Genomic DNA, 12121 nt, shown 5'->3' with positions numbered 1-12121 from the left:
ACAAAGGATACTTTATTATTGCATGCAGCGCCGCCGGTAATCAGCATTCAGGCAGGCTGATTGGTATGTTTACTGCCAGTCCGCCGTCAGAGGTCTCTTTGTATTTGCTGTTCATATCCAGTGCAGTATCCCACATGGTTTTCACCACGGCGTCCAGGGAAACCTTTGCCAGTTCTGGGTTACTTTGCAGGGCCAGCTGAGAAGCAGTAATGGCCTTGATAGCACCCATGGTATTTCTTTCAATACAGGGCACCTGTACCAGTCCGCCGATAGGATCGCAGGTAAGGCCCAGGTGATGTTCCATGGCTATTTCAGCAGCCATCAGCACCTGTCGTTGTGAGCCACCGAGGCACTCTGTAAGGGCTGCCGCTGCCATTGCAGAAGACACGCCTATCTCTGCCTGACAGCCACCCATCGCGGCTGAGATGGTCGAGCGTTTTTTGAAGATGCTGCCGATCTCAGAAGCAGTGAGCATAAACTGCATGATCTTTTCCTCCTGATAGCCGTCGCAGAAAGTGATGAAGTACTGTAATACCGCCGGTATCACACCAGCAGCGCCATTAGTGGGAGCAGTTACTACTCTGCCGAAAGAGGCATTCTCTTCATTCACAGCCAGCGCAAAACAACTTACCCAATCCAGCGTATAGGCAAAGTGGTTGCCGCCCTGCCTGATAGCAGTGATCCAGGAATCGTAGTCTGTATAAGTATTTCCCTTTAATAATTTCTTGTTCAAAGCAGCAGCACGTCTTGCTACGCGCAGTCCACCGGGCAGTTCTCCGGCTGTATGACAACCACGGTAAATGCATTCTTTCATCACACGCCAGATGTTCATCACGCCAGCTCTTGTTTCTGCTTCAGAGCGCCAGGCCTGTTCATTCTCCATGACCAGTTCTGAAATGGAATAACCCGTTTTAATACACCACTGTAGCAACTGCCGGGCCGTGTCTATGGGAAATGGAAGATCTACCTGAGAAGCGGCACTGCCCTGTGTTTCGCCTTCTCTTACAACGAAACCGCCACCGATGGAATAGTAGGTGGCTGCCTGCTGCTCACCATCTTCAAAGGTGACGAGGAATGTAAGCGCATTCGGGTGAAAAGGTAAAGATTCATCATACAGGAAAGAGATATCCTGTAAGGGATCAAAAGGAATAGCATGACTTCCTCCCACTAACATAGTCTTGTTACGGCGGATATCATCCATTTTACTATTGATCTGGTTGACATCGAAAGTAACGGGATCATCTCCGCAAAGTCCTAATTGTACTGCGATGTCTGTACCATGGCCATGCCCTGTTTTTGCGAGGGAGCCATATAATAAAACGCTGACTTGTTTAATAGTACTGAGTTTTCGCCCTGCGGCCTGCACTTCCCGGAGGAACTGTAGCGCTGCCCGCCATGGGCCTAAGGTGTGTGAGCTGGAAGGACCTACGCCTATCTTGAAGATGTCAAATACCGATATGCATTCGTGTGCCACTACTTATAATTTGAGCAAATTTAAGGGATTCCACATATCCAAAAATCCATGCATGGGGGCTAAAAAACAAGTCCCGCCTGAGCTGGTCAGAACGGGACTTAATATAAGTGTAGCGTACAATACTATGGATTGGTGACGTCGGTCAGCTCGACATCGAAGATCAGTACGGAGTTGGCAGGAATGTCCTTATTCTCAGCCGGACCGTATCCGTAGTAGGAAGGAAGATACACCCTGATCTTACCGCCTTTGGTGATCCTTGTCAAAGCAAATTGAAATCCTTTGATCAGGCCACCTGCATATCCCAGGTCGCGCGGAGTAGTGCCGGTAGAATCGAACACCTTACCGGACAGCAGCTGTCCTGTATATAATGCTTTTATCTGGCTCATGGTGCTTTTAACACTGTCTACACCATTTCCGATCTTTGAAATGTTATAGAAAATACCTGAAACCGTATCCTGCTTGGCCACCAGGTTGTTCTTAGCCAGGTATGCTTTAATACTGTCCACGTCTCTGTTGAACTGTGGCACAGGATCATAAGTTTGGCTATCCTTACTGCAGGCTGCGAACAAAGCCATCATCAATACTGCTCCCAGCAGGAAAAATTTCCTCATGCTTACTTTTTTCATTGAAATGCTCAGATTTTTATAATAGTTCAGTGATAAGATACGGAAGGATTTTATTTAAAATCAACTAATTCAACATCGCATACCAGCACGGTATTGGCGGGAATGATGTTACCTACAGCGATACTGCCGAAAGCCAGCCGTGAAGGGATGATCATAAAGATCTTACCTCCCTTGCCTATTTTCTGCAGTCCGATCTGCCAGCCTAAAATATGATCTTTCAGGGCGCGGCCATCGAAGTCGGTATCTCCGAAAGAGGCGTCCAGTAAAGAGTCGTTCAGGTTGCTGCGGGTATAATTGAGGGTAGGTATAGAATTTAGGTCAGGATGGTCGGAATCGCCCGGTTCCTCTATTTTGAAATAGAGTCCGTTGAAGTCGTGTTCCATTGTGAGATTATGATCGCTGATATATTCCTGGATAAGGCTATCCTGTAGGATTGATTTTTCTACATCAAAGTTTACATCGGCGCCGGAATATTCATCCTTCGCACAGGCTGTGAGCAGGAATACTGGCAATAAAAAACAAAAGGTGGCGCGTAAAAAGGCGTTCATACAGTTATAACGGAGAAATAGGGCTAAAGTTACAGGAAAGGGAATAAAAAAGGAAAGGGTATCTGCCTTTTGGCAGACACCCTTTCGCTATATTTTTGGATACTATTTTTATTAATAGTCCATACCCATACCGTGACCACCATGCGGAGCAGGAGCAGCGGATTTAGGTTCAGGTTTGTCAGCGATCACACACTCGGTGGTCAGCAGCATACCTGCGATAGAAGAAGCGTTTTCCAGTGCAATACGGGTAACCTTAGCAGGGTCGATAACGCCAGCTGCCAGCAGGTTTTCATATACCTCAGAACGGGCATTGAAACCGAAATCACCTTTACCTTCTTTTACTTTCTGTACTACGATAGAACCTTCGATACCAGCGTTTGCAGTGATCTGACGCAGTGGCTCTTCGATAGCGCGTTTAACGATAGCGATACCTGTCTGCTCGTCTTCGTTCTCACCTTTCAGTGTTTCCAGGCTTTCGATAGCGCGGATGTAAGCAACACCACCACCTGGTACGATACCTTCTTCAACAGCAGCGCGGGTAGCGTGCAGGGCATCGTCAACGCGGTCTTTCTTCTCTTTCATTTCTACTTCAGTAGCAGCACCTACGTACAGTACAGCCACACCACCGCTCAATTTAGCAAGACGTTCCTGCAGTTTTTCGCGATCGTAGTCGGAAGTAGTTACCTCTATCTGGGCTTTGATCTGGTTGATACGAGCCTGGATATTATCTTTTTCACCTTTACCACCAACGATAATAGTGTTGTCTTTATCGATAGTTACGGATTCTGCACGACCCAGGTAGCTGAGGTCAGCATTTTCCAGTTTGTAACCTTGTTCTTCGCTGATAACAACACCACCGGTCAGGGTTGCGATGTCCTGCAGCATTTCTTTTCTTCTGTCGCCAAAGCCTGGAGCTTTCACTGCAGCAACTTTCAGCTGACCACGTAGTCTGTTCACTACCAGGGTAGCGAGTGCTTCACCTTCCAGATCTTCAGAGATGATCAGCAGCTGCTGGCCGTTCTGAACGATTTTTTCCAGGATGTGCAGGATGTCCTTCAGGGTGCTGATCTTTTTGTCATAGATCAGGATGTAAGGATTCTGCAGTTCAGCGTGCATTTTCTCGCTGTTGGTGATGAAGTATGGAGACAGGTAACCACGGTCAAATTGCATACCTTCTACTACTTCTACAGTAGTATCGGTGCCTTTTGCTTCCTCAACGGTGATAACACCATCTTTGGTTACTTTATTCATTGCTTCAGCGATCAGTTTACCGATCTCAGCGTCGTTGTTAGCAGAGATAGCAGCTACCTGCTCAATCTTTTTGTTGTCGCTACCAACTTTCTCAGCCTGTTTGCTGATGTTCTCAACGATAGCTTTAACAGCCTTGTCGATACCACGTTTCAGGTCCATTGGGTTAGCACCGGCAGCAACGTTTTTCAGTCCTTCGCCGATGATAGCCTGTGCCAGCACAGTAGCGGTAGTAGTACCGTCACCTGCGATGTCAGCGGTTTTGGAAGCAACTTCCTTTACCATCTGAGCTCCCATGTTCTCGATAGGATCTTCCAGTTCAATTTCTTTAGCAACGCTCACACCATCTTTTGTTAAGCTAGGAGCGCCAAATTTCTTCTCAATAACTACGTTACGACCTTTAGGACCCAGGGTCACTTTCACTGCATCTGCCAGGGTATCAACGCCCTTCTTCATCTTGTTGCGGGCATCAGTGCTAAAAAATATCTGCTTTGCCATAATAGCTTGTGTGTTTTTTTAATTTGTGTTTTGGTTTGCCTGTAATTATCAGCGTGATTGATTAAACAATAGCTAAAATGTCAGACTCACGCATGATTAAGTAATCGCCACCTTCAATGCTGATCTCTGTACCAGAGTATTTACCATACAATACAGTATCGCCCACCTTTACAGTCACCGGCTCATCTTTCTTACCAGGACCGGCAGCTACAACCGTACCTCTTTGTGGTTTTTCTTTTGCAGTATCAGGGATGATGATACCACCAGCTGTTTTTTCTTCTGCTGCTGCGGGTTTCACGATCACCCTGTCAGCTAAGGGTTTAATACTTAAATCTTTTGCCATATAATTATACTTTTTTAAAAAGGTAAGATGAAGATTTATTGTGTCATGGGACCTCGATAATTGTGCCAAGGCAGTTTTGATAGTCAAATTTTCAGTTACCAACAGATAGCTTATCGGGCACACTGACAAAAATGCCATTTTTTCAGCAAAAACATGACAGAATCTGTCGTAAGATAGGAAATAGGAAATTAAGAATTCCTAATTCCCCAATTTTCCCATAGCTTTGCGGCCTCATACAGTTCTTGATTATAAGATGATTAGCAGAAGAAATATCCGGGTAAAGGTCATGCAGACCCTTTATGCCCTGGAAACGATGGAACAGGGTGCCATTAAGCCGGGCACGGCTACCAGTTTACTGACCGAGAAACTGGACCAGACCAGTCAGATCTTTACATACTTATTATACTGCCTGACACAGGTAGCACAGTATGCAGAAATTGACGCTCAGACACGGGCATCCAAACATCTTCCCTCAGCAGCCGACCTGCAGGTAAATACCAAGATCGCCGGAAATGAATTTATTTTCCAGATAATCAACGACAAAGGCTTTCAGGTAAACCTCGAACAATGGAAACTCAAACACCTTCCTGAGCAGGACCTGATGCGTAAACTCTACAATACGCTCACCGCCACAGATATTTACCAGCACTACATAAAAGATCCTACCCGCAACAAAGCCAGCGAGAAGGAGATCATGGAATACGTCTACAAAGAGATCCTGTCCAAAAATGAGCTGTTCGTTCAGCACATGGAAGACAATTTCCTGCACTGGGGCGACGATGCAGATATGATGGACCTCCTGGTAGCCAATTACATGCACAAACCGCACCTCTTTAACTTCCTGCAGCTGATCAGCAAAGAGAAACTGGAATATGCCCGCGAGCTGCTGCTGACCGTAATGGATAAGAAGGAATACTGCCTGGAGCTTATCAAGCCCAAATTACAGAACTGGGATCCCGAACGTATCGCTGCAGTGGATATGTTGCTGATGGAAATGGGCGTATGCGAGTTCCTGTACTTCCCTACCATCCCTACCAAGGTGACAATCAATGAGTATATTGACCTGGCCAAGGCTTACAGCACCCCGCAGAGCGGACAGTTTGTGAATGGTATCCTGGACAATATATTGAAAGACCTGGATCAGGCGAATCTGATAAAGAAGGTAGACCGTACAAAAAAATAGCTATTTTTGGGTCGAACCCTTAACAATATGAAAAAAATATTCTTTTACCTGATAGCCGGAAGCCTCGTGGCAGGTGCCTGTAATTCAAAGAGCAGTAAAACTGCTGGCCAGGAAACAGCAACTGCTGCCAGTACTGACAACCAGAAAGGTACTCCGGTGATCTCTTTTGATGAAATGGTCCATAACTTCGGTAACGTTACAGAAGGTGAAAAAGTAGAATATGATTTCAAATTCACCAATACGGGCGACAAAGACCTGCTAATCACAGACGCTACCTCCAGTTGTGGCTGCACAGTGCCTGACTGGCCTAAAGAGCCGATCAAACCAGGACAGAGCAGCTACATGAAAGTGGTTTTCAACAGCGCAGGGAAAGAAGGATATACCGAGAAGGAGATCATTATCAGGGCCAATACGAAACCAGAACAGGTGCAGGGGCCTAAGATCCAGTGTACTATCCTGAAGCAGAAATAAGCTGACGGGACATTTGGAGGCCGGTATCAACATTGTGGGACAACAAGAACAAGAAACAACTAAACAACAAAATACAACTTAATACGATGTACACTAACATGCTGAACGTTTTACTGATGGGTGGTGGTGCAGCTGGCGCACAAGGCGGTGGCGGCTTCCAGTTCATATTTATTGGCGGTATGATCCTGGTGATGTGGTTATTTATGATCCGCCCTCAGACCAAAAAAGCAAAAGCGCAGAAAGATTTCATCAGCAATCTGCGTGAAGGCGACAAAATCGTTACTATCGCAGGTATCCATGGTACTGTGAAAAAGATCAACGAAGATGGTACCCTCAAAATCGAGGTGAGCGCTGGTACTTACTTAACCATCGAGCGTTCTGCTATAAGCATGGAATATACTACTGCTCAACAGAAAGCAGCAGCAACTCCTGCAAAATAATTGCTGTCTACAGATAGCGCATCCCAAATTCCCGACGGAGTTTGGGATTTTTTTTGGAATTTGGATGTATGTTAAAAATTGGTATTACAGGCGGCATAGGCTCAGGCAAAAGCACAGTAGCGAAGATCTTCGCACTATTGGGCGTTCCTGTCTATTATGCTGATGATGCAGCCAAAACGATCATGCAGACCGATGCGCTGCTGATCCAGCAGGTAAAAGCACACTTCGGCGACCATATGTACGATAGCAACAATGTGCTGGACAGGGCTGCATTGGGAAAGATCGTTTTTAATGACAAGGATAAACTGGAGTTGCTTAACTCCCTCGTACATCCTGCCACTATCCGGCATAGCGACGAATGGGCAGACCGGCAAACAGCACCCTATGTGCTGAAGGAAGCCGCCCTCCTGTTCGAATCAGGCTCATTTCAGTTCCTGGACAAATGTATCGGCGTATCCGCACCTCAGCCATTACGCATACTGCGGGTCATGAGGCGTGATAACATCAGCCGTAATGATGTACTGGCACGGATGTACAAACAGATCGATGATAACATCAAGATGAAACTATGCGATTATGTGATCCGCAATGATGAACAGGAAATGGTCATCCCCCAGGTGCTGGCACTACATAAAACACTGCTGCAACTGGCTGCAGAGGCTTAACCCGATCAATTTATAACCATATTATTTACATGGGGAAAACCATCACACAAGGCAATAACAACAAAAATAAAGCAACGCCTGTATTGCTGCTGGAATTACAGTCCAATCACCCTACCCCGGTGAAGATCAGTGCAGGCATACTGAAAGAAGACGCCGGCGGCCGTACCTGCCAGCGCATGCCCCTGAACGATAAAAAGTCATTGTCCATCTTCAACACCCTGCCTGCCGGTGTGCAACACCTGTTACAGCCCTGCACGCAGGAAGCGATGGTCTATAAAGAACTGCAACTCAAGGAGAAATTCCGGGACAATCCCGTGAAATCCCTTACCCTGCAACAATACGTGCAGGAAGGTATGCAGCAATACCTCTACCACACACTCCAGCAACTGCGGCCACTGACACCGGTATTACCCTGGTATACCATGATCACGGACGACAGTATGCTGCTGAAACATACCAGGCCAGCCACGGTGAACAACTTTCCACCAGTACTCTCCTTTGAACTGCAACGCAGCGCTACAGGCGCATTGAGAGTGCTTGCGCTGGTCACTATCAACGGACAGGCTTTTCCCCTTTCCGATTTTGAGCACTACGGATTTGTGCTCCGCAGCCGCGGAGAACTGTTCATCCTCCCTCCTGCCACAGCAACCACGCTGGAGCAGTTTCCCGGAGGATTTATGGACGTTCCATCCCATGAGGAAGCCGCCTTCATTGAACATACCCTGCCCGCCCTCAGTGAGCAGTACAGCGTGAATAAAAGCATCCTCCTGCAGAAAGAGGTTATTGATACGCCGCCGGAATGTAATATCTGGCTGAGCGAACTGAATAAATCCTTCCTGGTACTGACACCGCAGTGGCAGTACGGGAACTTCAGCATTGAGGATACCAATGAATCGGTCATCCTCAAAGCGGAAGGCGATATCCAGTACGAGATCAGGCGTCATGCAGAAGCTGAAAAGGAACTGATTGCCTTCATCCGCGCCCTGCATCCCCGCTTTGCCCAGCAACGGAATGGTTATTTCTACCTGCCTTTCGCAGATGCAGAAAAGAGCCAGTGGCTGGTAAAATGCTATCGCAAGCTGACTGACAGGAACATCGGTGTGTATGGCATGGACCAGCTGCAACATTTCAGGTACAATACCAACGTTCCCGTCATGGACGTTCGCTGGCACGGTGATGATAAGGATAGTTTTGACCTGGAAATAGACGTCCGCTATGGCGATATCCCGGTAGCACTGACAGATATCCAGAAAGCATTATTGCACCGGCAACCGCACCTGCTGCTGAAAGACGGTACCATCGGTGTTATTCCTGATGAGTGGCTGCACAGGTATGACCTGCTCTGGAAACTCGGCCAGGTCAATAAAGACAAGCTGAAACTGTCAAGATTGCACTTTACCCTGGCCCAGGAAATGATGGAGGCCAAAGGCACTGTGGTAAAGGAAAATGACCTGGAGCAATTACAGCGCCTGCAGGCAAAATCGTCCGAGCACTTCCCTGTGCCATCAGCCATTCAGGCACAATTACGTACTTACCAGCAGGCAGGCTTTGAGTGGATGTGCCTACTCGACGTTATGCGCTGGGGTGGCTGCCTGGCGGATGATATGGGTCTTGGTAAGACCCTCCAAACCATCACCTTCCTGCAGCATCTTTGTGAGAAATATCCCGGAGAAACACACCTCGTGGTGTGCCCTACCTCCCTTATCTATAACTGGCAGGCAGAACTGCAGAAATTTGCTCCCGGACTGCGTTATGCCGTGTATCACGGCGGCAACAGGCAGTATGATGCGGAACAATGGAAACAGCATCAGCTCATTATCACCAGCTATGGCACGGTGCGTAGTGATACCGCCGTTTTCACCACGCATGTATTCGGATATGTAGTGTTGGATGAAAGCCAGGTGATCAAGAATCCCTCGTCCCAGACCACAAGAGCCTTGCAGGTCATGCAATGCCGTAACCGCCTGATCCTAAGTGGTACGCCTATCCAGAACAACACGATGGACCTCTATGCGCAGATGAATTTTGCCAATCCCGGACTGCTGGGTAACCAGGCCTTCTTCCGCTCGGAATTTGCCATGCCTATTGACAAATATGCTGATGCCGAAAAGGCGGGCCGTCTGCGTAAACTGATCTATCCCTTCCTGCTAAGGCGCACCAAGGAACAAATTGCACAGGATTTGCCGGATAAGACCGAGATCATTATGTGGTGTGAGATGGGGGATGAACAACGGAAGGCTTACAACCGCATCCGCGACCTGTATAAAGCAAAGTTGATGCAACGCATTAATGAGGAAGGTATGGCAGCCAGCACCATCTATGTACTGGAAGGCCTGACCCGCCTGCGGCAGGCATGTAATGCCCCTCAGCTGATAGCGGAAGAATCGGATGTGACCAGCTCTGTCAAACTGGATGAACTCATGCGTGAGATCAGCGAGAACACCGGTACACATAAAGTGCTGGTATTCTCACAGTTTACCGGTATGTTGCAGCTTATTGCGAAGTCGATGGAAGGTGAAGGGATCCCTTTCTTTTACCTGGATGGCAGTACCAAAGCAGAGCACCGGCAGCAGCTGGTGAACCAGTTCCAGGAAGATGAAAATATCCGGGTATTCCTTATCAGCCTGAAAGCGGGTGGTGTAGGTCTCACCCTGACCGCCGCCGATTATGTGTATCTTGTAGACCCCTGGTGGAACCCCGCGGCAGAGCAGCAGGCTATTGACCGTACACACCGTATCGGGCAACAGAATAAGGTCTTCGCCTATAAGATGATCTGTAAAGACAGTGTGGAGGAAAAGATCCTGGCTTTGCAAGAGCGGAAGAAGATGATTGCGGATGACCTGATCAGTGAAGATACCGGTTTCGTGAAAAAGCTGACAGAAGAAGATGTGGCATTCCTGTTCAGCTAGTAACAATGCCTTTTCGCCTGAAAACGAGTTCCTTCGGGCGAAGCCCCTTGAACGTGAACACTAATTTTCGAATATTTGTACTATGTTAAATATCTACAAATCACTTGTTGCCACATTGCTCATTCTCATGCTGGCTGCCCCTTCTGCCATTGTTTTTGCGCAAGATGCACCCAGAATGCCTGAGGGATTTAACATTCAACGTGGTGTGAACATCAGTCACTGGTTGTCGCAATCCGGAGGTCGTAATGGTGTAGCCCAGGCTGATTATTTTACGGAAAAAGACGTATCCCTGCTGGCGGATAAAGGGTTTGACCATATCCGCATTCCTGTAGAGGAAGCTGAACTATGGGATTATCGTGAAGAAAAGTACAAAGATGCCTGGGCGCTTTTACATAAAGCGATCGGCTGGTGTAAACAATACCATCTGCGGGCGATAGTAGACATGCATATTCTCCGTAGTCATCATTTCAATTCCAAAAACATAGCACTCTGGGATCAATCTGCCGCACAGGAGCGTTTCCTGCAATGCTGGCGGGAGCTGAGCGCAGAGCTAAAAAAATACCCTTCCAATCTTGTTGCTTATGAGTTGCTGAATGAACCTGTGGCTGACAGTGCTTCCCAATGGAATGACCTCGCGGCACGCGGGATTGCCCTGATCCGGGAGCTGGAGCCCAAGCGGGTCATCGTGATCGGCAGCAACCATTACCAGTCCTATAGCACTTTTCCTCAGCTGAAAGTGCCTACAGGAGACAACCGCCTGATCCTCAGTTTTCATTACTATAATCCTTTCTACTTTACACATTATAAAGCCAGCTGGACCGCTCACAAGGACTACAGCGGCCCTGTACATTATCCCGGTGCTACCATTACATCCAAAGAGATCGCACAGCAACCGGCTACTATCCGTAACCTGTTGGCCGGTAGTTCGGAAGAATATGATGCTGACATCATCGAGCAACAGATCATGACCGCAGTGAGAGTGGCTAAGAAACTCAAATTGCCGCTTTACTGCGGGGAGTGGGGCTGTCTGAATACCGTTAACCGCAAGGACAGGCTGCATTGGTACAAGGATGTAAAAAAGGTCCTGGAAAAGAACGGCATCGCCTGGACTATCTGGGATTATAAGGGCAGTTTCGGCATCCTTGATGACAATGGTGAGCCGGATGATAAGCTGATAAAGCTGCTGACCCGGGATTAATAACCTTTTTTCACTATCATATAATTTCTGATCCCGCCAGGGATGGCTACAGTATTTCTTTCCAGAGGCATCTGTGTAGGGTGTTTTATCGCTTTGGTTTCGTCACTTCATCGGCATTTCCATATCACTTCACCAACATTTCCATATCATTTCACCGACATGTCTATATCGATTGGATATAGATATGTCGGTAAAGTGATATCTAGATGACGGTATGGTGATATGGAGATATAGAGAATCAATCGAACACAGAGTACGTTTGAGTCGATTTGACTGCCATGATGGAATGCATGAGGGCGCTGATTATGAATGATCTGGAAGATACAGGCTGCAGAAAGGTGCTTAAAATCCTCATTTAAAGTGTTTCCCTTCGCTTGTCTACCTGTAAGCACTTATCTACACGTTTAGCGGCGATAAGCCCTGTAAAAGGTTCCAAAGGGGCAGAAAAATAGATTTATGGGAATACAAACTAAGGATCAAACATCCCTAACAAAACACAATAGGACTCCGGCAGGAGT

General features: G+C 47.3%; 11 protein-coding genes. 6 read left to right on the top strand and 5 right to left on the bottom strand.

Annotation, left to right across the window (positions count from 1 at the left end; all coding sequences use genetic code 11):
* Positions 1-40 precede the first annotated feature (40 nt).
* The 5 genes from CLV42_RS12905 to CLV42_RS12885 form a co-directional block, all read right to left on the bottom strand.
* On the bottom strand, positions 41-1474 hold the full coding sequence (locus tag CLV42_RS12905) for an L-serine ammonia-lyase (RefSeq protein WP_106602326.1): 1434 nt from the start codon (positions 1472-1474) through the stop codon (positions 41-43).
* 122 nt (positions 1475-1596) lie between these two features.
* On the bottom strand, positions 1597-2085 hold the full coding sequence (locus tag CLV42_RS34180; protein ID WP_211303438.1) for an FKBP-type peptidyl-prolyl cis-trans isomerase: 489 nt from the start codon (positions 2083-2085) through the stop codon (positions 1597-1599).
* Between the two features lie 65 nt (positions 2086-2150).
* Positions 2151-2648: an FKBP-type peptidyl-prolyl cis-trans isomerase gene (locus CLV42_RS12895; protein ID WP_106602325.1), complete on the bottom strand. Its 498-nt coding sequence runs from the start codon at positions 2646-2648 to the stop codon at positions 2151-2153.
* Between the two features lie 111 nt (positions 2649-2759).
* Positions 2760-4394 carry a chaperonin GroEL gene (gene groL / locus CLV42_RS12890; RefSeq protein ID WP_106602324.1) on the bottom strand — a complete coding sequence of 545 codons (1635 nt, stop codon included), beginning with the start codon at positions 4392-4394 and terminating at the stop codon, positions 2760-2762.
* 61 nt (positions 4395-4455) lie between these two features.
* Positions 4456-4737 (bottom strand): co-chaperone GroES, encoded by a 282-nt coding sequence (locus CLV42_RS12885; RefSeq protein WP_072356767.1) that lies wholly within the window; start codon positions 4735-4737, stop codon positions 4456-4458.
* 253 nt (positions 4738-4990) lie between these two features.
* On the opposite strand from CLV42_RS12885, the gene nusB reads away from it, so the two are divergent.
* The 6 genes from nusB to CLV42_RS12855 all read left to right on the top strand — a co-directional run bounded on the left by nusB (position 4991) and on the right by CLV42_RS12855 (position 11603).
* Complete coding sequence (gene nusB / locus CLV42_RS12880; RefSeq protein WP_106602323.1) at positions 4991-5920, top strand: transcription antitermination factor NusB; 930 nt, start codon at positions 4991-4993, stop codon at positions 5918-5920.
* Positions 5921-5947: 27 nt separating this feature from the next.
* On the top strand, positions 5948-6391 hold the full coding sequence (locus CLV42_RS12875) for a DUF1573 domain-containing protein (RefSeq protein ID WP_106602322.1): 444 nt from the start codon (positions 5948-5950) through the stop codon (positions 6389-6391).
* A gap of 86 nt (positions 6392-6477) precedes the next feature.
* The gene (gene yajC, locus CLV42_RS12870) at positions 6478-6831 is read left to right on the top strand and encodes a preprotein translocase subunit YajC (protein ID WP_089836759.1); all 354 of its coding nucleotides are present in this window, start codon (positions 6478-6480) and stop codon (positions 6829-6831) included.
* 68 nt (positions 6832-6899) lie between these two features.
* Positions 6900-7496 carry a dephospho-CoA kinase gene (coaE, locus tag CLV42_RS12865; protein WP_106602321.1) on the top strand — a complete coding sequence of 199 codons (597 nt, stop codon included), beginning with the start codon at positions 6900-6902 and terminating at the stop codon, positions 7494-7496.
* A gap of 29 nt (positions 7497-7525) precedes the next feature.
* Positions 7526-10405 (top strand): DEAD/DEAH box helicase, encoded by a 2880-nt coding sequence (locus CLV42_RS12860; RefSeq protein ID WP_106602320.1) that lies wholly within the window; start codon positions 7526-7528, stop codon positions 10403-10405.
* Positions 10406-10487: 82 nt separating this feature from the next.
* Entirely contained in the window at positions 10488-11603 is a 1116-nt protein-coding gene (locus tag CLV42_RS12855) for a glycoside hydrolase family 5 protein (protein WP_106602319.1), read from the top strand.
* Positions 11604-12121: the final 518 nt, after the last annotated feature.

The organism is Chitinophaga ginsengisoli, assembly GCF_003014595.1.
In the GTDB taxonomy this organism is placed as follows: Bacteria; Bacteroidota; Bacteroidia; order Chitinophagales; family Chitinophagaceae; genus Chitinophaga; species Chitinophaga ginsengisoli.
The sequence above is the reverse complement of the archived record's forward strand: the minus strand, read 5'-3'. Positions and strand labels throughout refer to the sequence as shown.

What these genes read in the sequence shown, in the direction of transcription:
- CLV42_RS34180 (WP_211303438.1), bottom strand. Translation starts at nt 2,085, where the DNA reads ATGAGGAAATTTTTCCTGCTGGGAGCAGTATTGATGATGGCTTTGTTC.
- CLV42_RS12895 (WP_106602325.1), bottom strand. Translation starts at nt 2,648, where the DNA reads ATGAACGCCTTTTTACGCGCCACCTTTTGTTTTTTATTGCCAGTATTC.
- groL (WP_106602324.1), bottom strand. Translation starts at nt 4,394, where the DNA reads ATGGCAAAGCAGATATTTTTTAGCACTGATGCCCGCAACAAGATGAAG.
- CLV42_RS12885 (WP_072356767.1), bottom strand. Translation starts at nt 4,737, where the DNA reads ATGGCAAAAGATTTAAGTATTAAACCCTTAGCTGACAGGGTGATCGTG.
- nusB (WP_106602323.1), top strand. Translation starts at nt 4,991, where the DNA reads ATGATTAGCAGAAGAAATATCCGGGTAAAGGTCATGCAGACCCTTTAT.
- CLV42_RS12875 (WP_106602322.1), top strand. Translation starts at nt 5,948, where the DNA reads ATGAAAAAAATATTCTTTTACCTGATAGCCGGAAGCCTCGTGGCAGGT.
- yajC (WP_089836759.1), top strand. Translation starts at nt 6,478, where the DNA reads ATGTACACTAACATGCTGAACGTTTTACTGATGGGTGGTGGTGCAGCT.
- coaE (WP_106602321.1), top strand. Translation starts at nt 6,900, where the DNA reads ATGTTAAAAATTGGTATTACAGGCGGCATAGGCTCAGGCAAAAGCACA.
- CLV42_RS12860 (WP_106602320.1), top strand. Translation starts at nt 7,526, where the DNA reads ATGGGGAAAACCATCACACAAGGCAATAACAACAAAAATAAAGCAACG.
- CLV42_RS12855 (WP_106602319.1), top strand. Translation starts at nt 10,488, where the DNA reads ATGTTAAATATCTACAAATCACTTGTTGCCACATTGCTCATTCTCATG.